The 23,098-nt window shown below is 63.3% G+C and carries 23 protein-coding genes and 2 tRNA genes; 14 read left to right on the forward strand and 11 right to left on the reverse strand.

The genetic code is table 11. The annotated features are described in order from the left end of the window. Nucleotides 1-8: 8 nt before the first annotated feature. From E8M79_RS09665 to E8M79_RS09690, 6 genes are all read right to left on the reverse strand, one after another. On the reverse strand, nt 9-704 hold the full coding sequence (locus E8M79_RS09665) for an MOSC domain-containing protein (protein WP_137151705.1): 696 nt from the start codon (nt 702-704) through the stop codon (nt 9-11). After that, nucleotides 701-1,405, reverse strand: coding sequence for a glutamine amidotransferase (locus E8M79_RS09670; protein WP_137151706.1), 705 nt, complete (start codon nt 1,403-1,405; stop codon nt 701-703). Before E8M79_RS09670 ends, E8M79_RS09665 begins: the two co-directional genes overlap by 4 nt. Nucleotides 1,406-1,550: 145 nt before the next feature. Next, on the reverse strand, nt 1,551-2,264 hold the full coding sequence (locus tag E8M79_RS09675) for a hypothetical protein (RefSeq protein ID WP_137151707.1): 714 nt from the start codon (nt 2,262-2,264) through the stop codon (nt 1,551-1,553). Nucleotides 2,265-2,271: 7 nt separating this feature from the next. Further along, on the reverse strand, nt 2,272-2,937 hold the full coding sequence (locus tag E8M79_RS09680; RefSeq protein ID WP_248304960.1) for a MarR family transcriptional regulator: 666 nt from the start codon (nt 2,935-2,937) through the stop codon (nt 2,272-2,274). A 145-nt stretch (nt 2,938-3,082) separates the two neighbouring features. Continuing rightward, a tRNA-Arg gene (locus E8M79_RS09685) sits at nt 3,083-3,159 on the reverse strand. Nucleotides 3,160-3,259: 100 nt separating this feature from the next. Continuing rightward, nucleotides 3,260-4,405: a LacI family DNA-binding transcriptional regulator gene (locus tag E8M79_RS09690; RefSeq protein ID WP_137151709.1), complete on the reverse strand. Its 1,146-nt coding sequence runs from the start codon at nt 4,403-4,405 to the stop codon at nt 3,260-3,262. A 143-nt stretch (nt 4,406-4,548) separates the two neighbouring features. On the opposite strand from E8M79_RS09690, the gene E8M79_RS09695 reads away from it, so the two are divergent. The 8 genes from E8M79_RS09695 (at nt 4,549) to E8M79_RS09730 (ending at nt 13,272) form a co-directional block, all read left to right on the forward strand. Beyond that, nucleotides 4,549-5,784, forward strand: coding sequence for an ABC transporter substrate-binding protein (locus E8M79_RS09695; RefSeq protein ID WP_137151710.1), 1,236 nt, complete (start codon nt 4,549-4,551; stop codon nt 5,782-5,784). A gap of 168 nt (nt 5,785-5,952) precedes the next feature. After that, a complete protein-coding gene (locus E8M79_RS09700; RefSeq protein ID WP_137153328.1) occupies nt 5,953-6,816 on the forward strand; it encodes a sugar ABC transporter permease in 864 nt (287 codons plus the stop codon). After that, nucleotides 6,813-7,736: a carbohydrate ABC transporter permease gene (locus tag E8M79_RS09705; RefSeq protein WP_137151711.1), complete on the forward strand. Its 924-nt coding sequence runs from the start codon at nt 6,813-6,815 to the stop codon at nt 7,734-7,736. The genes E8M79_RS09700 and E8M79_RS09705 overlap by 4 nt, the downstream gene beginning before the upstream one ends. Before the next feature lie 4 nt (nt 7,737-7,740). Beyond that, nucleotides 7,741-8,826, forward strand: a complete 1,086-nt coding sequence (locus E8M79_RS09710) for an ABC transporter ATP-binding protein (protein ID WP_137151712.1) — start codon at nt 7,741-7,743, stop codon at nt 8,824-8,826. 189 nt (nt 8,827-9,015) lie between these two features. Next, nucleotides 9,016-9,765 (forward strand): sugar phosphate isomerase/epimerase, encoded by a 750-nt coding sequence (locus E8M79_RS09715; protein WP_137151713.1) that lies wholly within the window; start codon nt 9,016-9,018, stop codon nt 9,763-9,765. A gap of 5 nt (nt 9,766-9,770) precedes the next feature. Beyond that, nucleotides 9,771-10,910 carry a Gfo/Idh/MocA family oxidoreductase gene (locus E8M79_RS09720; protein ID WP_137151714.1) on the forward strand — a complete coding sequence of 380 codons (1,140 nt, stop codon included), beginning with the start codon at nt 9,771-9,773 and terminating at the stop codon, nt 10,908-10,910. Nucleotides 10,911-11,053: 143 nt separating this feature from the next. Then, entirely contained in the window at nt 11,054-12,109 is a 1,056-nt protein-coding gene (locus E8M79_RS09725; protein ID WP_137151715.1) for a sugar phosphate isomerase/epimerase, read from the forward strand. A gap of 11 nt (nt 12,110-12,120) precedes the next feature. Further along, nucleotides 12,121-13,272, forward strand: a complete 1,152-nt coding sequence (locus E8M79_RS09730; RefSeq protein ID WP_137151716.1) for a Gfo/Idh/MocA family oxidoreductase — start codon at nt 12,121-12,123, stop codon at nt 13,270-13,272. Nucleotides 13,273-13,332: 60 nt separating this feature from the next. On the opposite strand, the gene E8M79_RS09735 is transcribed toward E8M79_RS09730, so the two are convergent. From E8M79_RS09735 to E8M79_RS09745, 3 genes are all read right to left on the reverse strand, one after another. After that, entirely contained in the window at nt 13,333-14,190 is an 858-nt protein-coding gene (locus tag E8M79_RS09735; protein ID WP_137151717.1) for a TraB/GumN family protein, read from the reverse strand. A gap of 103 nt (nt 14,191-14,293) precedes the next feature. Continuing rightward, on the reverse strand, nt 14,294-14,599 hold the full coding sequence (locus E8M79_RS09740) for an ETC complex I subunit (protein ID WP_137151718.1): 306 nt from the start codon (nt 14,597-14,599) through the stop codon (nt 14,294-14,296). A gap of 45 nt (nt 14,600-14,644) precedes the next feature. Then, nucleotides 14,645-14,721: transfer RNA gene (locus tag E8M79_RS09745), tRNA-Pro, on the reverse strand. A gap of 104 nt (nt 14,722-14,825) precedes the next feature. Here E8M79_RS09745 and E8M79_RS09750 point away from each other — a divergent pair. Then, the gene (locus E8M79_RS09750) at nt 14,826-15,575 is read left to right on the forward strand and encodes a phosphatase PAP2 family protein (RefSeq protein WP_137151719.1); all 750 of its coding nucleotides are present in this window, start codon (nt 14,826-14,828) and stop codon (nt 15,573-15,575) included. On the opposite strand, the gene metC is transcribed toward E8M79_RS09750, so the two are convergent. Then, a complete protein-coding gene (gene metC, locus E8M79_RS09755) occupies nt 15,557-16,744 on the reverse strand; it encodes a cystathionine beta-lyase (RefSeq protein ID WP_137151720.1) in 1,188 nt (395 codons plus the stop codon). The two genes, E8M79_RS09750 and metC, sit on opposite strands and share 19 nt — an antisense overlap. 221 nt (nt 16,745-16,965) lie before the next feature. Here metC and E8M79_RS09760 point away from each other — a divergent pair, with 221 nt between their 5' ends. The 5 genes from E8M79_RS09760 to E8M79_RS09780 all read left to right on the forward strand — a co-directional run bounded on the left by E8M79_RS09760 (nt 16,966) and on the right by E8M79_RS09780 (nt 22,366). After that, nucleotides 16,966-17,982: an amino acid ABC transporter substrate-binding protein gene (locus tag E8M79_RS09760; RefSeq protein WP_137151721.1), complete on the forward strand. Its 1,017-nt coding sequence runs from the start codon at nt 16,966-16,968 to the stop codon at nt 17,980-17,982. A gap of 113 nt (nt 17,983-18,095) precedes the next feature. Next, a complete protein-coding gene (locus E8M79_RS09765; RefSeq protein ID WP_137151722.1) occupies nt 18,096-19,286 on the forward strand; it encodes an amino acid ABC transporter permease in 1,191 nt (396 codons plus the stop codon). A 4-nt stretch (nt 19,287-19,290) separates the two neighbouring features. After that, nucleotides 19,291-20,424, forward strand: a complete 1,134-nt coding sequence (locus E8M79_RS09770) for an amino acid ABC transporter permease (protein WP_137151723.1) — start codon at nt 19,291-19,293, stop codon at nt 20,422-20,424. A gap of 5 nt (nt 20,425-20,429) precedes the next feature. Next, the gene (locus tag E8M79_RS09775; protein WP_171015808.1) at nt 20,430-21,224 is read left to right on the forward strand and encodes an amino acid ABC transporter ATP-binding protein; all 795 of its coding nucleotides are present in this window, start codon (nt 20,430-20,432) and stop codon (nt 21,222-21,224) included. Between the two features lie 110 nt (nt 21,225-21,334). Continuing rightward, the gene (locus E8M79_RS09780) at nt 21,335-22,366 is read left to right on the forward strand and encodes a transporter substrate-binding domain-containing protein (RefSeq protein ID WP_137151724.1); all 1,032 of its coding nucleotides are present in this window, start codon (nt 21,335-21,337) and stop codon (nt 22,364-22,366) included. Here E8M79_RS09780 and E8M79_RS09785 read toward each other — a convergent pair. After that, nucleotides 22,363-23,097: an alanyl-tRNA editing protein gene (locus tag E8M79_RS09785; RefSeq protein ID WP_137151725.1), complete on the reverse strand. Its 735-nt coding sequence runs from the start codon at nt 23,095-23,097 to the stop codon at nt 22,363-22,365. The two genes, E8M79_RS09780 and E8M79_RS09785, sit on opposite strands and share 4 nt — an antisense overlap. Nucleotide 23,098: the final 1 nt, after the last annotated feature.

Consider the following 23,098-nt stretch of genomic DNA (forward strand, 5'->3'; position numbering starts at 1 on the left):
CGCACCGGCTAGCCGGCAGCGTCTCCGCTGAGGCGCCGGCTCCAGTCTTCCACCGTCCCGGTGTCCAGCCGTCGCCGGGCATGGCGGCGCCAGCCTTCAGCCAGCGGCGCCAGTTCGGCCAATTCCGCCAGGACGTCGCGATTGAGCGGGTCGAGATAGAAGATCTGCCAGATCCGGCCGATGCTCCACTCCGGCGCCCGCCGGTCGATCCGGTACAGCGCATCATCGGGGGCGATCTGACCGGTCTGCAGCACCCGGTAATACCAGCCCGTCCGCCCCGAAATCTGCACGCGCCGCGCCATGTCGGCGACCTCAAAGCGGGCATTGAGCTTCCAGCAGGGCTGGCGCCCCTGGCTGACTTCGATGATCGCCGAGCCCAGCGCAAACACATCGCCCACCGCCACATCGGCCTCCGTCAGGCCCAGCGTCGAGAGGTTCTCGCCAAAGGCGCCGCTTCGGGAAAGCAGGGGCAGGGCGCCCAGCGCCTCGGCCCACTGCGCATAGTGGTCGAACGGATAATGGTGCAGTGCCTTGTCCGGCCCGCCATGCACCCGCAGGTCGCCCTGCGCATCGCCGGTGAGACCATGATGTGTGAGCACAACCGGCCCCGAAACGGGTTGCTTGTCGATGCCGCTGGGCGCGCCCTTCGCGCCGAGAGGGCGGACCGAGCCGGTCAGCAGTCCCCCCAGGCGCACACCGTTCATGGCCGATCGAGCCCGTCCAGCCAGTCCTCAAGCATTTTGCCCGCCGCTGCCGCCAACGGCGCGCCGAACCGGCCAGCGTCTTGGCGCAGGGCGGTGACGTCGATCCCGGCCGATGCCAGCTCGCTGGCATGGCCCACCAGCCAGCGCTCGAAGCCGGCCTGTGCATCGGCCTCGACATGAAACTGCAGCGCCAGAAGGTTGCGGCCCAGTGCAAAGGCCTGCTGTTCAACCAGAGTACTGGCGGCCAAATGCACGGCGCCCTCCGGCAGGGTATAGGTGTCGCCATGCCAGTGCAGCACCGGCAGCCCAGCGAGATGACGCAGCGGCCCGGCGTGACCGTCCGCGCTCAACGTCAGGGGCGCAAAGCCGATTTCCTTCAGGCCGGACGGAAACACGCGGGCGCCCAGCGCCGTCGCCAGCAATTGCGCGCCCAGACAGATGCCCAGAACCGGTTTGCCGGCCGCGACGCGCGCTGAGATCAAGGCCTTCTCGGCTGTGAGAAAGGGATAGGACGCCTCCTCATAGACGCCGATTGGTCCACCCAGCACCACCAGAAGGTCAGGCGCCAGCGGATCAAAATCCAGGAAGTCTGCGTCGCCCACGGTCCGGTATTGCACGGCATAGCCACGCTGCTCCAGCACTGGCGCCAGCGTTCCCAGATCCTCGAAATGAACATGTCGCAGTGCGGTTACCGTTTTCATGACTGTGTCTCCCATCGGCAGGCCCTGATTGCCTCGGGCGCGCCATTGACGCTAAGTCTGTTGCGTTTCGTCTCTTCATGCCTGGAGGACTGAAACCGCCGGTTCGTCGATGGCAGTCGACGAACCGGCACGCGTGCTATTTGACCTACTGTGCGGTCGATACCTTGCCCGGCAGGCTATGGTCACCCGAGGCAATCTTGAACACATCATCCACGCACAGCAGCGGCGCATGCAGGTCGGCGTTGATCCGCAGGCCAGCGGTGACGCCGTCATAGGCCGCATTGACCAGCCCGCCCACCAGCGCGATCGGCAGGGTCACTTTGACCGTGTCGCCGCTCAGATCAGTGGCATAGTCCGGGCTGTCGATCAGCAATGGCACCTTCGGCCAGGTTGCCGGCACCTTGGGCGCGGTGCCTTCGGCAATGTCGACGACCTTCAGCCCGCCATTGCAGGCCGCGTCCTCGGCCAGCACCACCCAATGCGGGTGCCACACATCACGATTGGCGCCGCCATTGGCCGCGTCGTCGAAGTCGGGGTGGAAGGTCACCGCCAGCGCGACAATGCCCTGGTCGGCTTCAAAGCCGACATCGCTGCTGTTCAGCCCGGTGGGCCACACATAGGCATAGACGCCGGCACCGGCGAAATTGCCGGTGGCTGCGGGCGTCTCGGCCCCGGCCGAGCCGCGAACGCGGGTGGAAAACACCGCCATGTCGCCAGCGATGCCAACGCTGGTCTCGATGATGTCCATGGCGGCGGGCACGGCGTCGCTGGGCTCGGCATGAATGCCGGCCTCATGCGCAAAGGCGGGCAGGCAGGCGCTGCACAGCAGGGCCGCCGCAAGCAAGAAATGTCTGGTCATTCTCGTTTTATCTCTCTGTTTGAGCCTGGAGGGGTCCGCGATCCGCTGTGAACGCGGCCCAGGTGGCAGCCCGGGTCGCCGGATTGGCGGTTTCATGTTCGTGGCAATCCATACGCAGGTCCTGCGTGCCGAATGCCGCGTCTACGAAAGTGCAATGATGCGGTCTGTGCGCATCGGCATGGGCATTGGGCCGAAAGTGTCGGCAACTGACGCACATGCGTTGAATGGGGAGGGCGCCGCTGTCCTGCAACTGGCGGATCATGGCCACAAGCGCCACCAGCAGGTCTTGCTGCTGTGCCGGCGCCAGTGCGCCGACGGCCTGGCCGCCAACGCTGCGGGCCGCTTGCGCCGCCGCCAGTGCTGCCGCGCCGGCCGGCGTGGACAGCACACGCACGGAGCGCGCGTCCGCGGCGTCGCGCTGGCGGTGCACCAGGCCCTTGCGTTCGAGCGCACTGATCGACTCGGTGGCCGAGGGTTGCGACACGCCCAGCTGACCGGCGATCTCGCGCACGGCCAATCCCGTCGCACGCCCGTCGAGCGCCGAAAGCACCGCCAATTGCGCGGGATTGACGTCAGCGGCACGGGCGCTGGCCCAGTCGTCAGCCCGCATGGCCGTCGCAACGCGCTCCAGTCCCGACTGGATGCGCAGGCTCAGAGGTGTGTCAGCGGTCATTGTGTTCATGACACCATGTATATAGGAGTCCTATGTATTGGCAAGAGGCAGATGTGCGATCAGGCGGAATTGCCTGCGACGCCTGCGCACGAGCGCATCGCGACGAGCGGAAAGTCGGCGGGGATCAGGGGGCAGGGGATTGGTCTGGCGATCCCGGCAGGACTCGAACCTGCGACCAACAGCTTAGAAGGCTGCTGCTCTATCCAGCTGAGCTACGGGACCTGGACCAGACTGCTTTCATGTAGCGGATTCTGAGGCAAAGGGAAGGCCGCAGCGGCGATGATTGCCGCCAGTGTTGCAGGGTTCCACTGGGTGCGGGGCCCTACAGCACGGCCTCCGCCAATTCAGGCGCCGCGATGTGAACCCTGGTGCTGCCGCGCACGATCAGCTCCGAACTCAGCACGGTGTGGCGCGGCACGCGCCGACGCGGCTCGCCCTCGATGAGGTCGATCAGCGCTTCGGCGGCGATGCGCCCCAAGGCCTCGCGCGGCTGCCGCATCGTGGTCAGCGGCGGCCAGAAATGCGCCGCAAAGGCCAGATCGTCGAAGCCGACGACGGAGATGTCGCGCGGGCAGTCGAGCCCATGCTGGCGCAGGCCGGACAGAAAGCCGATGGCCGTTTCGTCATTGGTGGCAAACATGGCGCTCGGGCGCTCCCGCAGGGTCATGAAGCGCTCGGCAGCGGCCAGCCCCTGGCGCATCTCAAAGCCGGCCGGAATGATCCACTCCGGCCGCGCCTCCAGCCCGGCCAGGGCCAGCGCGCGGCGATACCCGGCCTCGCGCTCGGCGGTCAGCACATTGCCCACCGGCCCACGGATATGGCCGATGGCCCGATGACCCAGCCCGATCAGGTGCCGCGTCGCCACCTCGGCGGCGAATTCATTGTCGGTGCGAACGCTGTGGAACGGCGCATGGTCAATGTCCTCGCAGGCCATCAGCAGCGGCACGCCAATCGGTGGCGCCGCCAGGGCCAGCAGCGGCTCCAGCGCGACCGATCCATCCAGCAGCAGCAGACCGTCGGCGCGGTTGGAGAGGAAATATTCGTGCAGCCGTCGCCCGCTGTCATGGGCCGCGAATCGATTGGCCACCAGCACGCCATAGCCGCGCAGCACCGCCTCGCGCTCGATGGCATCCAGGATGGTGGAAAAAAACGTGTTGCCGATGTCGGGCAGGGCAACAAGGATGGTGCGGCTATTGCGCTGGCGCAGCGAGCGCGCCGCCTGGTTGAGCGTATAGCCGGTTTGCTCCACGGCCTGAAAAACGCGCGCACGGGCGTCCTCGCTCACCCTGTCGGGGCTCGACAGGGCGCGGCTGACTGTGGCGGTCGACACTTTAGCGGACCGCGCAACATCTTGAATCGTCGGCGTTTTTCTTGGGTTTGTCATACCTGGCAGCGCCCCCTTCGCTGTCGGTAACGCATATTGTCTAAATCGATCTTGACAGGTCCGCAAGACGTGTATGACACTCATGCAATCGATTGCAGAACTTTCGCACGAAGGAAAATGCAATCGATTACATGCAGCCAGCAGGGGATATCTCCCAAGAAGATAACCCAGTGGCTGGTCGCTTCGCGGGAGCGTTAGGCTCCAAGTGATCGTTGGGAGGACAATCTATGAAGAAATTTGCAGTGGTTGCTGCTATGGCAACCGCTCTCCTCGGCTCCACCGCAGTTCATGCAGCCGATGTTGAAGTGATCCACTGGTGGACGTCGGGTGGCGAACAGGCCGCCGTGTCCGTTTTTGCTCGTGAGTTCGACGCTCTGGGTGAAGACAAGTGGGTTGATACCGCCATCGCCGGTGGTGAGAACGCCCGTGCTGCCACGCTGCAGCGCATCCTGGGCGGCGACGCCCCCGGTGCAGCCCAGTTCAACCCGGGCCGCCAGTACGAAGAACTGATCAGCGGCGGCATGCTGCTCGATCTGACCCCGCTGGCTGAAAGTGAAGGCTGGGCCAATTTCATTCGCCCCGCTTCCATCTCCGAAGCCTGCCTGGTCGATGGCCATTGGTGGTGCGTTCCTGTGAACATCCACTCGTGGAACTGGGCATGGGCCTCCATTCCGGCCTTCGCCAAGGCCGGCGTCGAGCTCCCCACCAGCTTCGACGACTTCCTCGCCAAGGCTCCCAAGCTCAAGGAAGCTGGTATCATCCCGTTCGCGATCGGCGGCGAAAGCTGGCAGATCAACGGCGCGTTCGGCGTGATCCAGACCTCGATGCTCGGCCTGGCCGACCGCGAGAAGATCCTCAAGGACAAGGATGTCGAGCTCGCCAAGTCGCTGATGCCCAACGTCTTCACCAAGTTCCGTGAATTCAAGCAGTTCGCGGACGAAGGTTCGGCCAACCGGAACTGGAACGACACCACCAATCTGGTCGTGACCGACCAGGCCGGTATCCAGGTCATGGGTGACTGGGCGCGCGGTGAATTCGGCGTCGCTGGCAAGGTTGCCGGCACCGACTACGCCTGTCTGGCTCTGCCGATCGATCACCCGACCGTATCGACCGGCGGCGACATCTTCCTGTTCCCCAAGCAGACCGACGCGGCTGTTGAAGCGGCTCAGCTGAAGATGGCCTCCATGATGGTCAATCCCCAGGTCCAGGCCCTGTTCAACAACGCCAAGGGCTCCATGCCCATCCGCGACGACGTTGACATGTCTCTGGCTGACGACTGCATGAAGAAGGGCCTTGAGATCATCAAGGACCCGGCCAACATCGCCGTCGATGCCGGTCGCTGGCTGTCCAACGACACCACCGGTCAGATGAACGACCTTGTGGCGCAGTTCTGGGCTGACGACTCCATGACTGTTGACGCTGCTGTTGAGCAGTACGTCAACATTCTCGCGACCGCAGAGTAATCCATCCCTGCTTGGCCGGGGGGCATACGCCCTCCGGCTTTTTCTATTCTTGCGCGGCCTTGCCGTGCAAACGGGAGCTCACTTATGTCCCAGTTCGCCCAGAGCAGCGATGCTGCGGCGCTTGCATCGACCAGACCACCGCGTCGAGCGCGCCGAAAATTCAATGTGATGTCCATCCTAGGCACCACCCCGATGATCCTCACGGCGGTCGGCGTCTTTGTGGTCTGCATCATCTTCTCCTTCATCTGGTCCTTCACCAATTCCAAGCTGTTTCCGAATTTCAATTTCGTGGGGCTGGATCAGTACTATCGCTTGTGGGCCTCTGACCGCTGGAACATCTCGGTCGGCAACGTCTTCGTGTTCGGCATCTGGTCGATGGTCGCCAACATGGTGTTTGGCTATCTGCTGGCCGTGTTCATGGATCAGCGCATCCAGCAGGAAGACCTGTTCCGCTCGATCTTCCTTTATCCCTTCGCCATGTCCCTGGTCGTGACCGGCCTCGTCTGGCAGTGGATGTTCGATCCCAATCTGGGCATCCAGTCCGCGGTGCGACAGCTGGGCTGGACCGATTTCCAGTTTGCTCCGCTCACCAACCAGTCGACCGCCATCTATGGCGTGGTGCTCGGCGGTGTCTGGAACGGCGTGGGCGTGACCATGGCCATTTTGCTGGCCGGGCTGCGCGGCGTTGATGGCGAGATTTGGAAAGCCGCCAAGATCGACGGCATCCCCGCCTGGCGCACCTATCTGTTTATCGTGCTGCCCATGATGAAGGGCGCCATTCTCACTGCCTTCATCCTGCAGTGCACCGGCGTCGTACGTGTCTTCGATATCGTCATCGCCATGACCCAGGGCGGCCCGGGTGTCTCCACCCAGATGCCGGCCATCTACGTGATCCAGCACATTACTGACCGTGTGAACGTGGGGCAGGGCATGGCTGCCGCCAGCACCATGTTGCTGCCCGTTATTGCCGTGCTCGCCCTGCAGGGCATCCTGCAGTGGAATGCCCGGCGCAAGAAGGAAAAGGCCCTATGACGTCCGAAGCACTCTCGCCGTCCAAGCTCGGCGCATCGGGCGCTGTCGAGCCACGTGGCGCCAAACCGAAAAAGCTCACCATCGCCCGCGTCGGCGTCTATGCCTTCCTGGTCATTGCGGCGCTGTTCTTCCTGATGCCGCTCTGGGTCATGGTCGTGACCTCGCTCAAGGGCCTGCCGGAGATCCGGCTCGGCCATCTGTTCAACCTGCCGGCTGAAGTCACCTTCGAGCCCTGGCTCAAGGCCTGGGACACCGCCTGTACCGGTCGTGACTGTAATGGTCTCAAGCCCGGTTTCATGAACTCGCTCAAGATCACGCTGCTCTCGGTGCCGGTCTCGATCGTGGTGGCCATGATCAATGGCTATGCTCTCAGCTTCTGGAAGTACAAGGGGTCCGACCTGCTGTTCGGCATCCTGATCTTCGGCGCTTTCGTGCCCTATCAGGTGGTGATCTATCCGCTCATCATCGGTCTGAGCAAAGTGGGCCTGTTCGCCACGCTCCCCGGCATCGTGATTGTCCATACCATCTTCGGCATGCCGATCCTGACGCTGCTGTTCCGCAATTTCTTCGCCTCGCTGCCGCCCGAACTGTTCAAGGCGGCCCGCGTGGACGGGGCCGGCTTCTGGCAGATCTTCTTCCAGATCATGCTGCCCATGTCGGTTCCGATCGCCATCGTGGCGGTGATCCTGCAGACCACCGGTATCTGGAACGACTTCCTGTTCGGTACGGTCTTTGCCGGTCGTGAGAACATGCCCATGACCGTGCAGCTCAACAATATCGTCACCACCACCACCGGTGTGCGCGAATACAACGTCAACATGGCCGCGACCATTCTCACCGCTGCCGTGCCTCTGGCAGTCTACTTCATCTCGGGTAAATGGTTCGTCCGCGGCATCGCCGCTGGTGCGGTTAAGGGTTAAACAGATGACGCAACACAGTGTTTCCATTCGGGATCTGTCCCTCAACTTCGGCAACGTCAAGGTGCTCGAGCACCTTGACCTGGACATCGCCCAGGGCGAGTTCATCGTCCTGCTCGGGCCCTCGGGCTGCGGCAAGTCCACGCTGCTGAACTGCATTGCCGGCCTGCTCGATGTCTCCGATGGGCAGATCTTCATCGGTGGCCGCAACGTCACCTGGGAAGAGCCCAAGGACCGCGGCATCGGCATGGTGTTCCAGTCCTATGCGCTCTATCCGCAGATGACCGTGGAGCGGAACCTCAGCTTCGGCCTGCGCGTTGCCGGCATGAAGAAGGACGAGATCGACAAGCGCGTCGCCCGTGCTGCCGAAATCCTGCAGATCGGGCCGCTGCTGCAGCGCAAGCCGGTCGAATTGTCCGGCGGCCAGCGCCAGCGCGTGGCCATCGGCCGGGCCCTGGTGCGCGACGTGGACGTGTTCCTGTTCGACGAGCCGCTGTCCAACCTGGACGCCAAGCTCCGCAGCGACCTGCGCGTCGAGATCAAGCGGCTGCACCAGCGGCTCAAGAACACCATGATCTACGTGACGCACGACCAGATCGAGGCCCTGACCCTGGCTGACCGCATCGCCGTGATGAAGAATGGTGTCATCCAGCAGCTCAGCGATCCGCACACCATCTACAACAAGCCGGTCAATCTCTATGTCGCCGGCTTCATCGGCTCGCCGCAGATGAACATGCTCAACGGCACGCTCAACGGCACCACCTTCACCACCGACGATGGCACCGTGATCTCGGCCGTGAACTATCAGTTCATGGCGCCCGTGAGCGGCCCGACCAAGGCCATCCTGGGTGTGCGCCCCGAGCATATCGTGCTGGGCGAGGAAGCCCGCGCCATGCCGTTCTCGCTCGACGTCGAGATCGAGATTGTCGAGCCCATGGGCTCGGACACGCTCGCCTGGACCAAGATCGGCGGCCATCCGGTGACCTTCCGCTGCAACAGCGACGTCGACATCAAGTCCGGCCAGAAGGCTGTGATCGGCTTTGATGCCGGCCGTGGCTCGATCTTCAGCGTCGAGACGACCAACCGTCTCTAGCCAATAGCCAATTCCAGCGCTGGCGCCCCCGCCTGGGGTGCCGGCGCACTGGTTCAGCCCGCGGCAGCCAGATGTTACTTTTGCGGTGATCCACCTGCCGCTGCTGCGCGACAACGCCCCGAAACATCGCTATGTCCTGCGGCCAGCTTTCGTCGCAATCGTCCATTCTAACGTTACAATGAGGCCATAATGACCGTTCTGTCATTTCAGCTCTACAGCGCCCGCAATGTTCCCTCCCTTGAAGACTACCTGGCCAAGCTGGCCGGCCTTGGCTACACCCAGGTCGAAGGCTATGGCGGGCTTTATGCCGACGCAGCCGGCCTTGCCGCCACGCTGAAGAAGAATGGCCTGTCCATGCCGACCGGCCATTTCGGCCCGGCCCAGGTGGCCGATGTCGAGACCACGCTCAAGACCGCCGAGACGCTGGGCATGAAGAAGATCTTCTGCCCCCATATCGGCCCGGAAGGCCGCAGCGCCGATGAGTCCAAGTGGCTCGAACTGGCCGAAATGCTGGCCAAGGCCGGCGAGACCTATGCCAAGCATGGCTATGGCTTCGGCTGGCACAACCATGATTTCGAATTCGTGCCCACCACCTCGGGCCGCACGCCCATGGAAATTATCCTCGAAACCGCGCCCGCCATTGAGTGGGAATGCGACGTGGCCTGGGTTGTTCGTGGCAAGGCCGATCCGGTCGCCTGGTTCGACAAATACGGCTCGCGCATCACCGCCGTGCACGTCAAGGACATCGCCCCCGCCGGCGAATGCCTGGACGAGGACGGCTGGGCTGACGTCGGCCATGGTACGCTCGATTGGGACAATCTGATCGGCAAGGTGCAGGCCAAGACCAAGGCGCAGTATTTCGTCGCCGAACACGACAAGCCCAACGATGAAGTGCGCTTTGCCACGCGCTCCATCGCCACCGCCAAGAAGTGGAAGTAATCCAAATGGCCAAGACTTATGGCGTCGGCATCATGGGTGCCGGCAATATCTCGGGCGCCTATCTGCGCCTGGCGCCCCTGTTCAAGGGGCTCGAGGTTCGCGCTGTTGCCGATATCGTGCCGGCCGCGGCCCAGAAGCGCGCCGAGGAATTCGGCGTGCATGCCCAGACCCCCGACGAGCTGCTCAAGAACAGCGAGATCGACGTCATCGTCAATCTCACCATCCCGGCCACCCATTATGGCGTGTCCATGGATATCGTCTCGGCTGGCAAGCATGCCTATTCGGAAAAGCCCTTCGTGCTGTCGCTCGAAGAAGGCATGGCCCTCAAGAAGGCCGCGGATGACCGCAATCTCAAGGTCGGCTCGGCGCCCGACACCTTCCTGGGTGGCGCGCACCAGCAGGCCCGCCAGATCATCGACAGCGGCCAGCTCGGCAAGATCATGAGCGGCACCACCCACGTCATGAGCCGTGGCATGGAGCATTGGCATCCCAATCCGGACTTCTTCTTCCAGCCCGGCGCCGGCCCGATCCTCGATCTCGGCCCCTATTATGTTACCGAGCTGATCCACCTGCTCGGACCGGTCAAGCGCCTGTCGGCCTTCACCAACATGGCCCGCACCGAGCGTGAAGTCACCGCCGAAGGCCCCTTCAAGGGCAGCTTCGTCAAGGTCGGCACGCCCACCACCATCCATGGCGTGCTTGAATTCGACACCGGCGCCATCATCACCATCGGCGCCAGCTGGGACGTGGCGGCGCATGGCCACCACAATATCGAGCTCTATGGCACCGACGGCTCGATCTTTGTGCCCGATCCGAACTTCTTCGGCGGCGACCTGGTCACGGCCAATATCGCTGGCGAGCGCAGCAATGTGACGCCCTGGGATCACCCCTTTGGCAAGCCCAACCAGGACCTCGACAAGCCCATTCCGCGCGCCAACTACCGCGCTGCGGGCCTCGCCGACATGATGGCCTCGATCGAAAGCGGCAAGACCGCCCGCTGCGGGCTCGACGTGGCGCTCCATGCCGTGGACGTCATGACCAGCCTGCTCAAGGCCGGCGAAAGCGGCCAGGTGCTGACGCTCAGCACCACCTGCGCACGCCCCGACGCGCTCAGCCCGGCGGATGCCCAGGCCCTGTTGAAATAATGAGGTGCGTACCTCATTGACAGCCGTCATCGGCCGGTCAACAGTATGATAAATCACTAGGGCAGGCGGCGGCTATTCGCCGCCTGTTTTTACGAGTTGATACAAGACTGAGGCGCACAGCGCCCGCAATGAGGAGAAACCCAATGCGCACCATCAAGGGGCCGGCAATCTTTCTGGCGCAGTTCGCCGGCGACGCGGCGCCGTTCAATTCCTTCGATGCCATTTGTGGCTGGGCCGCCAATTACGGCTACAAGGGCGTGCAGATCCCCACTTGGGTCGGCAGCCTGATCGACCTGGAAAAGGCCGCCACCTCAAAGACCTATGCCGATGAACTGGCCGGCACCGCCGCCAAGCACGGCCTGGCCATCACCGAGCTCTCGACCCATCTGCAGGGCCAGCTCGTGGCGGCCCATCCGGTCTATGACACCATGCTGGATGGCTTCGCCCCGGCTTCGGTGCATGGCAATCCCAAGGCCCGCCAGGAATGGGCCGTGCAGCAGCTGCATTGGGCGGCCAAGGCCTCCAAGAACCTCGGGCTGACCGAGCACGCGACCTTCTCGGGCGCGCTGGCCTGGCCGTTCCTCTATCCCTTCCCGCAGCGCCCTGCGGGCCTGGTCGAAGAAGCCTTCGACGAGCTGGCCCGCCGCTGGACGCCGATCCTGAATGCCTTTGACGAAAACGGCGTCGACGTCTGCTACGAGATCCATCCCGGCGAGGATCTGCACGATGGCATCACCTTCGAGATGTTCCTGGACCGCGTGAAGAACCATCCGCGCGCCAATCTGCTCTATGATCCCAGCCACTTCGTGCTGCAGCAGCTCGATTACCTGGACTACATCGACATCTATCACGAGCGCATCAAGATGTTCCACGTCAAGGATGCCGAGTTCAATCCCACCGGCCGCCAGGGCGTCTATGGCGGCTACCAGAGCTGGATCAACCGGGCAGGGCGCTTCCGCTCGCTCGGCGACGGCCAGGTCGACTTTGCCTCCATCTTCTCCAAGATGGCGCAGTATGACTTTGCCGGCTGGGCTGTTCTCGAATGGGAATGCGCCATCAAGCATCCCGAGGATGGCGCGCGCGAAGGGGCCGAGTTCATCAAGAACCACATCATCCGCGTCACCGAGAAGGCGTTCGATGATTTCGCCTCGGCCGGCACCGATTTGGCCGCCAATCGCAAGATTCTCGGTCTGAGCTAAGGAGCGCTGAAATGGCTGAAAACGGCGCAAAGCGCATTCGTCTGGGCATGGTTGGCGGCGGCACGGGAGCCTTTATCGGCTATGTGCACCGCGTCGCGTCCCGCATCGATGGTGACTATGATCTGGTGGCGGGCGCCCTGTCGTCCCGCCCCGATGTCGCCAAGGAATCCGGCCGCAATATCGGCCTGGCCGAAGACCGCATCTACACCTCCTACGAGGAGATGGCCAATGCCGAGGCCGCGCGTCCCGATGGCATCCAGGCGGTGTCCATCGTCACGCCCAACCACATGCACTATGGCCCGGCCAAGGCCTTCCTCGAGGCCGGCATCCATGTGATCTGCGACAAGCCGATCACCTCGACGCTCGAAGACGCCCGCAAGCTGGCCGCCATCCAGCCCAAGAACGGCGCCAAGTTCCTGCTGACCCACAATTACACCGGCTATCCGCTGATCCGTCAGGCGCGCGAGCTGGTGGCCTCGGGGGCCTTGGGCAAGATCCGCGTCGTCCAGGCCGAATATCCGCAGGATTGGCTGACCGAGCCGACCAGCGACGACAACAAGCAGGCGTCCTGGCGCACCGACCCGGCCCGTTCCGGCGCCGGCGGCTGCATCGGCGATATCGGCACCCATGCCTATAACCTGGCCCGCTTCGTCACCGGCCTCAAGACCGATTCGGTCTCCGCCGATCTGACGGCCTTCGTCGACGGCCGCCAGCTCGACGACAACGTCAACATCATGCTGCGCTTCGAAGGCGGGGCCAAGGGCATGCTCTGGGCCAGCCAGGTGGCCGTGGGCTGCGAGAACGGCCTGCAGCTGCGCGTCTATGGCGATAAGGGCGGCATCGAATGGCGCCAGGACAATCCCAACTACATGTGGTTCACCGAATTCGGCAAACCCAAGCAGTTGCTGACCCGTGGCGGCGCCATCTCCGGCAATGCCGCTTCGACCATGAATGTGCGCATCCCCTCGGGCCACCCCGAAGGCTATCTCGAAGCCTTCGCCACGCTCTACAGCCAGTTCGCTGCCATCATCCGCGGCGAGGGCCAGGCCTATGAAGGCCTGCTGCCGACCCTGGCCGATGGCGTTGAGGGCATGCAGTTCATCGTGGCCTCGGTGCAATCGAGCAAGAACGACGGCAAGTGGACCAAGCTCAGCGACGTCTGAGCCCCGCTGCGAGTTGATTAAGCGACACCCCGGCCTGCGCCGGGGTGTCTGCGTTTTGGCCTATTGTATGCGTTCGACGCTGTAGCCGGCGGCCTCGAGCAGCTCGATGACACTGCCCTCGCCAACAAGATGGCCGGCACCGACGATGATCAGATTGTTGCGGTTGTCGGCCAGCATCTGCTCGATGGGAGGGATCCAGTTGCGGTTGCGCGCCAGCAGCAGCCGTTCGAGATAGCGCCCTTCGAACCCACCCATTTCCATCAGGAACAGCGGGCCGAGCTTGTCCGGCGTGCCACCCAGCCAATGGCTCAACAGCTTGCTCAGCACCTTGGGCAATTGGTCAAATTCGTCCACGGTGGCCTGCAGCAGCGCGATTTGCTCGTCATCGGGCGCCCCGGCCAGCACCTCGATCTGCTCGTCGCCGGTTTCGAGGAAGGCCAGGCGCTCGGCCGAAATCTCGGGTTCGAGCACAAACTCCACCCCCTGTTCCACCAGGCCCAGACGGACCATGGCGGCGGCCGACAGCGTATTGGCCGCCATCCAGGGGCGCATCGCCAGCATCGGCCCGAACGGCACGCCCACCTGTTCCGCCTGGGCGCGCAGGGCGTCCGCCAATGGGGCATCCACCACATCGGTCAGCTGCGTGCCATCCACATAGATGCCGCGCACAAAGGCCTTGGCGCTCACTTCGGCCATCGCCATCGGGCGAACATCGGTTTCGAACACCACCTGGTCGGCCTCGGCCAGGGTCTCGTCGAACAGTGGCGTGCGCCAGTCGGTATCGGCGGGCATGACATGCAGCGAGCCGAAGATCTGCACCGCGCTGTCACCGTCGCGAATCTCCCACAGGGCAGGGGCCGCCTGCGCCGGAACGCCAAGCGCCATCAGTGAGAGTGTCGTCAACAGCCGCTTGAGCATGGGTCACCTCCCGATGCGGCCGGTGGTGCTGGCGCCGGCCATAAAAACAAATGCGCCGCAATGGTTTGCAGCGCATTGTGGATTCAGGATGGCAGAGCGCGGACTAGTGTGTCCAGGGCGTCTTGCGGTCGGCGCGGAAATTGTCCGGATAGCTCACGCGCTGCGGCGTGGCTTCATGCACCGGCTGCACGCTATAGGCGATGCCATTCTTCTGCGCATAGGCCTCGGCGGCTTCAAGCGTATCAAAGCTCAGCCGGATCTGCTGGCGCGTGTCGGTGGTGCTGGTATAGCCCATCAGCGGGTCGATGGAGCGCGGCGCGGCCGGCTCATGCACCAGAACCCATTTGTGGGTCTTGCCTTTGCCGGACTGCATGGCGTTGCGGGCCGGGCGGTAGATACGGGCGGTCATGCAAAGTCCTCAACACGATGCGTTTCGCCAGAAGGCGGATTGTGATGGTCGGAGTACAAAGATTCGAACTTTGGACCCCCGGTTCCCAAAACCGGTGCTCTACCAGGCTGAGCTACACTCCGATATCACCGCCATCCGTTAGCCTGTTCGGCGACCTAGGGCAAGCGTAACCACACCTGCGTGTGAGCATTGACGGAAACTGTGCACACGTCCAAATACTTCCCCCATGACTGACCTGACCGCGCGCTGGCCGCTGGGCCTTAATCGCAAGACCTGGCCGGACCGCGTCCTGACGCTGGTCATGGTGCTGTTTGCCTTGGTGTTCATCGATGCTTGGGCGTCCCAGACGCTGCAGGCCTGGCCCGATGTGTGGCGCGCGCCCTTCGCCTTCATCACCGATTTCGGCCTCTCCGACTGGATACTGATTCCCTCGGTGCTGGTCTTTGCCCTGGCCGCCATTGCCCTGCGGCTGCCGCTGGGGCGCTATCGCCGTGCCATCTATGAGCTGGGCCTCGTCGCGGCTTTCATCTTCATCGGCGTCGGCCTGCCAGGCCTGGTGTCAAACCTGCTCAAGCGGGTGATCGGCCGCGCCCGTCCCGAGCATTTCCTCGATACTGGCACCTTCCAGTTCCAGCACATTGTCAATGCCTGGGATTTCCAGAGCTTTCCCTCGGGCCATTCCACCACGGCCATGGCCACGGCTCTGGTGATCGGCTTCATGGTGCCGCGCCTGTTTCGCCCCATCCTGGTGATCGCGGTGATGACCGGGCTGTCCCGCGTCGTCATCGGCATGCATTATCCCACCGACGTGGTCAGCGGCTTCGCCCTGGGGCTGATCGGCGCCTATGCCGTGCGCAATGTCTTCGCCCGCCGCCGCTGGCTGTTTGCGAACCGCGCGGATGGCTCCGTGCGGTTCCGTGGCGTGCCCAATCTCACCCGGCTGCTGCGCCGCTGGTCCTACCGCGCCAAGGTGTAGCGCGTGATGGCAGCCGACAGGTCTGCCTTGAGATCGTCAATGCCTTCAAAGCCGATGTGCAGGCGGAAGAGATTGCCCTCATTTGTCCAGGGCTTGGCCGTGCGATTCTTGCCCAGCTTGACCGGCAGGCACAGGCTTTCGTAGCCGCCCCAGGAATAGCCCATGGTGAAGAGCTCGAGCTTGTCCACAAAGGCCGCCACTGATGCGCGCGGGGCAGGGGCCAGCAACACACTGAACAGGCTGCCCGAGCCGGTGAAGTCGCGCTTGAACAGGGCATGATCCGGATGGCTCTCCAGCGCCGGATGCAGCACCTGCACCACTTCGGGCTGGGTCTCGAGCCAGCGCGCAATCTCCAGCGCCCGGTCCCGGTGCGCCGCCATGCGCAGCGCCAGCGTGCGCAGCCCGCGCGCCACCAGATAGGCATCATCGCCCGAGGTGAAAAAGCCCAAGAGTCGGCGCGTGCGCTCCACGTCCGCCCAGGCGTCCTGGGTGGTCGAGATCGTGCCGGCAAAGGCGTCCGAATGGCCCACGAACATCTTGGTGGCGGCATGCACCACCAGATCGGCGCCCAGTGCCAGCGGCTGGTGATAAAGCGGGCTGGCCCAGCTGTTGTCGATGATCAGCCGGGCGCCGCCATCATGGGCGGCCTTGGCCAGCGCCGGAATATCCTGCACTTCAAAGGTCAGCGAACCGGGGCTTTCGCCCAGCACGGCCCGGGTATTGGGCTGCATCAGCCCGGCCAGCCCGGCGCCGATGCGCGGATCATAATAGCGCACGCTCACGCCCATGCGGGCCAGATAGCCGTCGCCGAACGTGCGGCCGGGTTCATAGGCGCTGTCGCTGATCAGCACGTCGTCGCCGGCCTTGAGGCAACTCATCAGTGCCACGGTCACCGCGGCCAGGCCTGATGGCAGCAATTGCGTGCGATAGGCGCCCTCGAGCTGGCTGATGATGGCTTCCACCCCTTCGGTCGTGGGGTTGCCGGCCCGGCCATAGAGGTAACGCTGCTGTTGCGCGTCCAGATCGTCCAGGGTTTTGAACAGCACTGTGGAGCCCCGATAGACCGGGGTGTTGACGAAACCGAACTGGTCGTCCGGCTCCCGCCCGCCATGGGTCAGGATCGTTTCGATCGAGCGCAAGGAATTACTGCCTGTTTTGATATCATTCATGGGAGGCTCAGTGCTCATTATCCAGTCAAATCCACAATGGTGTCTAAATAAGCGACAGGCTTGCTGTCCCAAGCCAGCATCTACCCTTGACGCAACGGTCAATAGACGCTTGCATGGATAGCAGCATCGCAACTGCACTTCAAAGTGTGGAGGTGCCACCGGGGATGTGGGCGTGCTCACCAACCTCGGGACACAAGGTCAGGAACCAGAAGGCAAAATCAATGCAGAAAACGCTCGTAACAATCGCAGTCGCGGCTTCGCTGAGCCTCGGCGCGACGGCTGCTCATGCAGCCATTCTCGATGATGTGAAGGCCAAGGGCTATGTCCAATGCGGCGTCACCGGCGGTGTGCCCGGCTTCTCTGCCCCCGATTCCAACAATGTGTGGACCGGCCTGGAAGTCGACTACTGCCGCGCTCTCGCTGCCGCCATCTTCAATGATGCCGAGGCCGTCCGCTACACCTCGCTGACCAGCCAGGAACGCTTCACCGCCCTGTCTGCCGGCGAAATCGACGTTCTGTCCCGCACCACCACCTGGACCATGAGCCGCGATACCCAGCTCGGTATCAGCTTTGTTGGCACCATGTTCTATGATGGTCAGGGCTTCATGGTCCGCAAGGCCGATGGCATCAAGTCGGCCCTGGACCTGTCCGGCGCCGCCATCTGCATCGAGTCCGGCACCACCACCGAGTTGAACGCTGCTGACTACTTTGCGGCCAACAACATGGAATTCAACACCGTGGTGTTCGTGGACCAGGACGAAGTCGTCAAGGCCTATGAAGACGGCCGTTGCGACGTCTACACCACTGACTCCTCGGCCCTGGCCGCTGAGCGCTCCAAGTTCGCCGTGCCGGATGATCACATCATCCTGCCCGAGATCATCTCCAAGGAGCCCCTGGGCCCGGTGGTGCGCGCCGGTGATACCGGCTGGTTCAACATCGCCCGCTGGACCTATTACGCGCTGCTCGAAGCTGAAGAACTGGGCGTGACCTCGACCAATGTCGACGAAATGCTCGGCTCCGACAACCCGGCCATCAAGCGCCTGCTCGGCGTTGAAGGCGACTTCGGCACCCCGCTCGGCCTGACCAAGGACTGGGCCTACCAGATCATCAAGCTGGTCGGTAACTACGCCGAGACCTATGACCGCAACGTCGGCCCGTCGACCCCGATCGGCCTGGCCCGCGGCCTGAATGCCCTGTGGAAAGACGGCGGCATCCAGTACGCTCCGCCGATCCGCTAAGTCGAACATGAACCCGGCGCTCCCCTTGGAGCGTCGGGTTTGTTGTTCCATCGTCAGCCACTTCGGGTGGCGCGTGGATCAGCCGTGTTTTGGACGGCTTGGGGACAGAACTAATGACAACGCTTGACACGGGGCCCGCCGCGGCCCCTCGACCCTCTTTTTTCAACGATCCGGTGATCCGGGGCATCGTCTATCAGCTTGTTGTGGCAGCGCTGCTGATCGCCTTCATCGCCTGGATCGTCGGCAACACGGCCACCAATCTGGCGGCACAGAACAAGACCACCGGTTTTGATTTCCTCTGGAAGACGGCCGGCTTCGACATCAGCTTCTCACTGCTGCCCTGGACGCGCGCTTCCATCTATTGGGAAGCCTTCCTGGTGGGCATCACCAATACCCTGCTGGTGGCCTTCATCGGCATCGTCGCCGCCACCATCCTGGGCTTCACCATCGGCATAGCCCGCCTGTCGAGCAATTTCATCGTCTCCACGCTGGCGACGATCTATGTCGAGACCATCCGCAACATTCCGCTGCTGCTGCAGCTGTTCTTCTGGTACTTCGCCGTGCTCAAGGCCATGCCGGCCGTGCGCGACTCCATCGTGCTGCCGCTGGATTCCTTCATCAACCAGCGCGGCATCTTTGTGCCCAAGCCCATCCCCGATCCGCAGTTTGGCTTTGTCTGGATCGGTCTGGCTCTGGCTATCATCGGGGTCATTGTCCTGCGCACCTGGGCCAAGAAGCGCCTGGAGGCCACCGGCAAGCGCTTTCCGGTGTTCCTCAGCTCGGTCGCCGTCCTGGTGATCGTTCCGGCCATCGTCTGGTTCATCAGCGGCGCCAGCGTGGCGTTCGACCCGCCAGTGCTGGAGCGCTTCAACTTCAAGGGGGGCCTGCAACTGCCGCCCGAATTCGTGGCGCTGCTGTTCGGCCTGACCATCTATACGGCCTCCTTCATCGCCGAGACGGTGCGTGGCGGCATCCAGGCCGTCAGTCGCGGCCAGACCGAAGCGGCCATGTCGCTCGGCCTCAAGGAAGGAGACCGCCTGCGCCTGGTCATCGTGCCACAGGCCATGCGCGTCATCGTTCCGCCGCTGACCAGCCAGTATCTGAACCTGACCAAGAATTCGTCCCTGGGCGCCGCCATCGGCTATCCCGAACTGGTCAACGTCTTCTCAGGCACGGCACTGAACCAGACCGGGCGCGCCATCGAGTGCATCGCCCTGACCATGTTGGTCTATCTCACCTTCTCTCTGCTGACCTCGGCGATCATGAACTGGTACAACGCCCGCGTCAGCCTGGTTGAGCGCTAGGAGCATGGCCATGAGTGATATCGGTTTCGTCCGCGCTGACCTTGTTCCTGCCAAACCGGCCCCCAACCGCACCAGCGGTGCCATGGCCTGGGCGCAGAAGAATCTCTTCGCCACGCCCGTCGACACCATACTGACGCTGTTGGGACTGCTGTTCCTGACCTGGATCGTGCCGCCGCTGTTCAACTTCTTCATCGGCCATGCCGTGGGTCCCAATGGGACTGTCGAAGAGTGCCGCGCCATCGATGCGGGGGCCTGCTGGGCCTATATCTACAGCGAGATGGAGTTCTTCATCTACGGCTTCTACGATATCCCCCAGCAATGGCGGCCCAATATCGTGTTTGCCCTGGGGGCGATGCTGTTTGTGCCCCTGCTGATCCCCAAGGCGCCGTTCAAGCGCGTCAATGCCATTCTCTTTCTGGTCGTCTATCCCGTCGTCAGCTATTTCCTGCTGGCCGGCGGCGTCTTCGGCCTCACCGAGATCCCCACCGAGAAGTGGGGCGGCCTGTTGGTCACCTTGATCATCTCCGTGGTTGGCATCACGCTGTCCTTCCCGCTAGGCATCATCCTGGCGCTGGGGCGGCAGTCCAACCTGCCGGTGATCAAGACGCTTTGCATCGCCTTCATCGAACTGATCCGGGCCGTGCCGCTGATCACCATCCTCTTCATGGCGTCCATCATGCTGCCGCTGTTCATGCCGCAGGGAACCACCGTGGACAAATTCCTGCGGGCCCTGGTCGGCGTCACGCTGTTCACCTCGGCCTATATGGCCGAAGTGGTGCGTGGTGGCCTGCAGGCCATTCCGCGCGGGCAGTATGAAGCAGGGGCCTCATTGGGCCTCGGCTATTGGCAGCGGATGTATTTCATCATCCTGCCGCAGGCGCTCAAGCATGTGATCCCGGGGATCGTGAACAACTTCATCTCGTTGTTCAAGGATACCTCGCTGGTCTACATCGTGGGCATGAAGGACCTGCTCGAAGCGGTCAAGACCAAGAACGACTCCGCCCTGGAGTGGCAGTCGGCCAACACCGCCACCACCGGCTATCTCTTCGCCGCCATGGTGTTCTGGGTCTTCTGCTTCTCCATGTCGCGCTATTCCATGTACATGGAGCGCCGTCTCAATACTGGCTACAAGAGGTAGTTCCAATGACCGAAGTTTCCGCAACTACCCAGGATCGCGCCACGCCGCACATGACGGTCTCCAAGACCAATGTGGCCATCGAAGTGATCGGCATGCACAAGTGGTATGCCGACTTCCACGTGCTGCGTGACATCAACCTCAAGGTGATGGAAGGCGAGCGCATCGTCATTGCCGGGCCCTCGGGCTCGGGCAAATCCACCCTGATCCGCTGCATCAACCGGCTTGAGGAGCATCAGGAAGGCCAGATCATCGTCAACGGCACCGAATTGACCGCCGATATCAAGCGGATCGACGAAGTCCGGCGCGAAGTGGGCATGGTGTTCCAGCACTTTAACCTGTTCCCGCATCTGACCATTCTGCAGAACCTGACGCTGGCTCCCATCTGGGTGCGCGGCATTCCCAAGGCCGAGGCCGAGGCGACTGCCATGCACTATCTGGAGCGGGTCAAGATCCCCGAGCAGGCCAACAAGTTCCCCGGCCAGCTCTCGGGCGGCCAGCAGCAGCGCGTGGCCATTGCCCGCTCGCTCTGCATGCAGCCCAAGATCATGCTGTTCGACGAACCCACCTCGGCCCTCGACCCAGAAATGGTCAAGGAAGTGCTCGAGGTGATGATCAGCCTGGCCGAGGACGGCATGACCATGATCTGCGTGACCCACGAAATGGGCTTTGCCCGTCAGGTGGCCAATCGCGTCATCTTCATGGACCAGGGCCAGATCATCGAGCAGAACGAGCCGGAGGCCTTCTTCTCCAATCCGCAGCACGAGCGCACCAAGCTGTTCCTCAGCCAGATCCTGCACTGACAGGGTCATCCCGATTGCCCCGGCAAATTGGCCGGGGCAATTGCGCGTGTCCGGCTTGACCCCACCCGCGCGCCTGCCAATATGGCGTGCGAGTGAAGGGAACAGCCCAATTGGCCGGAATATTCAAGCGATTGCAGGCCATTGTGCTGGCCACAGCCTGCCTGCTGGCCCTCGGCGCCATGCCCGCCCATGCCCAGACGCTGCAGGAGGTGCGCAGCCGCGGCTTTCTGATCTGCGGCGCCACCAATTCCTTGCCCGGCTTTGCCCAGATGGAAGCCGATGGCCGCTGGGCCGGTTTTGACGTCGATCTCTGCCGCGCCATTGCCGCGGCGGTGCTGGGCGACCCCAATCTCATTGAATTTCACGCCCTGCGCGGCGAGGCCCGCTTTGCCCCGCTGCAGACCAAGGCTGTCGATGTGCTCACCCGCGATGGCCCCTGGACGGCGCGGCGCGATAGTTTTTACGGCGCCAGCTATGTCGGCACCGCCTTCTTTGATGGCCAGGCGTTTCTGGTGCCGCAGTCGCTCGGCCTGGTCTCCGCCTTCGAGCTGGACAATGTCAGCATCTGCGTGCTCGACGGCGGCGAGGAGCTCGAGCGCGTGCAGGAGTTCTTCTTTGCCAATCAGGCCACCTATACCGAGGTGCCCTATGAGGACGTGGAAGATCTCTCGCTGGCCTATCGCAGCGGCCTCTGCCAGGTGGTCTCGGCCGCCGGCCGCCAGCTGCAGGCCATCCGCCGCGCTCTGCCGGACCCCAGCGCCCACCGCATCCTGCCCGAGCGTATTTCCAAGGAACTGCTCGGCCCCGTGGTCCGCTCGGGCGATCAGGAATGGTTCAACATCGTCCGATGGACCCTGTTCGCGCTGATCAATGCCGAGGAAGTGGGCATCACCTCGCTGAACACCGAATCCCTGGCCGCTTCGCACACCCCGGCTATCCGCCGCATCCTGGGCGTGGAAGGCGACTATGGCACGCCGCTGGGCCTCAAGCCCACGTTCATGCGCGACGCCATCAAGGCTGTCGGCAATTATGCCGAGCTCTATGACCGCCATTTCGGTCCGCAGACCGGCGCGGCGCTGCTGCGCGGTCAGAACTCGCTGTGGAGCAATGGCGGCCTGCTCTACGTGCCGCCCGTGCGCTAACCGGCTGCCGGATTCACCTCATCAAACACCAGGCTCACGCGCCTGTTCTGCTTGCCCTTTTTCTCGATCTTGCCCAGCTTGAGCGGGCCGATTTCGCTGGTGTTGCGCACATGCGTCCCGCCGCAGGGCTGCAGGTCCACCTCGCCGATGCGGATCAGCCGCACCCGGCCCTGACCCATGGGTGGCTTCACATTCATGGTCTTGATCAGCTCGGGATTGGCCGCCATTTCGGCGTCGCTGATCCACTCGGAGGTGACGGCATGGTTGCCGGCGACGAGGGCGTTGAGCTGGGCCTCAAGCCCGTCAATGTCCTCGGGCAGCTCGGGCATGTCGAAATCGAGCCGCCCCTTGTCCGCCCCGATCGAGCCGCCCGTCACGGGAAAGGCAAACACCACCGACAGCAGATGCAGCGCTGTATGCATGCGCATCAGCCGGTAGCGCCGCTCCCAGTCGATCTCGGCGGTCACCGTCTCGCCCGGCTGGGGCAGGGCGCTGCCGGGGGCCATCACATGCACAATGGCCGTCTTGTCGCCATCGGGATGGATGGTGTCGACGATTTCGCTCGTGCCGCCATCCGCCTTGATCAGCCGGCCGCTGTCGCCCGGCTGCCCGCCGGAGGCCGCATAGAAAATGGTTCGGTCCAGCACCACGCCGCCCTCGGCCGTCACGGCCACCACCTTGGCCTCGACGCTGCGCAGATAGCTGTCATCGCGGAACAGGAAAGCGGTCATG

This window comes from Devosia sp. FKR38, assembly GCF_005222805.1.
In the GTDB taxonomy this organism is placed as follows: domain Bacteria; phylum Pseudomonadota; class Alphaproteobacteria; order Rhizobiales; family Devosiaceae; genus Devosia.

Bases quoted from the DNA above. Each gene is read 5' to 3' on its own strand.
- E8M79_RS09675 (WP_137151707.1), bottom strand. From the start codon at position 2,264: ATGACCAGACATTTCTTGCTTGCGGCGGCCCTGCTGTGCAGCGCCTGC.
- E8M79_RS09760 (WP_137151721.1), top strand. From the start codon at position 16,966: ATGCAGAAAACGCTCGTAACAATCGCAGTCGCGGCTTCGCTGAGCCTC.
- E8M79_RS09735 (WP_137151717.1), bottom strand. From the start codon at position 14,190: ATGCTCAAGCGGCTGTTGACGACACTCTCACTGATGGCGCTTGGCGTT.
- E8M79_RS09710 (WP_137151712.1), top strand. From the start codon at position 7,741: ATGACGCAACACAGTGTTTCCATTCGGGATCTGTCCCTCAACTTCGGC.
- E8M79_RS09770 (WP_137151723.1), top strand. From the start codon at position 19,291: ATGGCCATGAGTGATATCGGTTTCGTCCGCGCTGACCTTGTTCCTGCC.
- metC (WP_137151720.1), bottom strand. From the start codon at position 16,744: ATGAATGATATCAAAACAGGCAGTAATTCCTTGCGCTCGATCGAAACG.
- E8M79_RS09665 (WP_137151705.1), bottom strand. From the start codon at position 704: ATGAACGGTGTGCGCCTGGGGGGACTGCTGACCGGCTCGGTCCGCCCT.
- E8M79_RS09700 (WP_137153328.1), top strand. From the start codon at position 5,953: ATGTCCATCCTAGGCACCACCCCGATGATCCTCACGGCGGTCGGCGTC.
- E8M79_RS09750 (WP_137151719.1), top strand. From the start codon at position 14,826: ATGACTGACCTGACCGCGCGCTGGCCGCTGGGCCTTAATCGCAAGACC.
- E8M79_RS09690 (WP_137151709.1), bottom strand. From the start codon at position 4,405: ATGAGTGTCATACACGTCTTGCGGACCTGTCAAGATCGATTTAGACAA.
- E8M79_RS09715 (WP_137151713.1), top strand. From the start codon at position 9,016: ATGACCGTTCTGTCATTTCAGCTCTACAGCGCCCGCAATGTTCCCTCC.
- E8M79_RS09730 (WP_137151716.1), top strand. From the start codon at position 12,121: ATGGCTGAAAACGGCGCAAAGCGCATTCGTCTGGGCATGGTTGGCGGC.
- E8M79_RS09705 (WP_137151711.1), top strand. From the start codon at position 6,813: ATGACGTCCGAAGCACTCTCGCCGTCCAAGCTCGGCGCATCGGGCGCT.
- E8M79_RS09720 (WP_137151714.1), top strand. From the start codon at position 9,771: ATGGCCAAGACTTATGGCGTCGGCATCATGGGTGCCGGCAATATCTCG.
- E8M79_RS09680 (WP_248304960.1), bottom strand. From the start codon at position 2,937: ATGACCGCTGACACACCTCTGAGCCTGCGCATCCAGTCGGGACTGGAG.
- E8M79_RS09775 (WP_171015808.1), top strand. From the start codon at position 20,430: ATGACCGAAGTTTCCGCAACTACCCAGGATCGCGCCACGCCGCACATG.
- E8M79_RS09740 (WP_137151718.1), bottom strand. From the start codon at position 14,599: ATGACCGCCCGTATCTACCGCCCGGCCCGCAACGCCATGCAGTCCGGC.
- E8M79_RS09725 (WP_137151715.1), top strand. From the start codon at position 11,054: ATGCGCACCATCAAGGGGCCGGCAATCTTTCTGGCGCAGTTCGCCGGC.
- E8M79_RS09695 (WP_137151710.1), top strand. From the start codon at position 4,549: ATGAAGAAATTTGCAGTGGTTGCTGCTATGGCAACCGCTCTCCTCGGC.
- E8M79_RS09670 (WP_137151706.1), bottom strand. From the start codon at position 1,405: ATGAAAACGGTAACCGCACTGCGACATGTTCATTTCGAGGATCTGGGA.
- E8M79_RS09765 (WP_137151722.1), top strand. From the start codon at position 18,096: ATGACAACGCTTGACACGGGGCCCGCCGCGGCCCCTCGACCCTCTTTT.
- E8M79_RS09785 (WP_137151725.1), bottom strand. From the start codon at position 23,097: ATGACCGCTTTCCTGTTCCGCGATGACAGCTATCTGCGCAGCGTCGAG.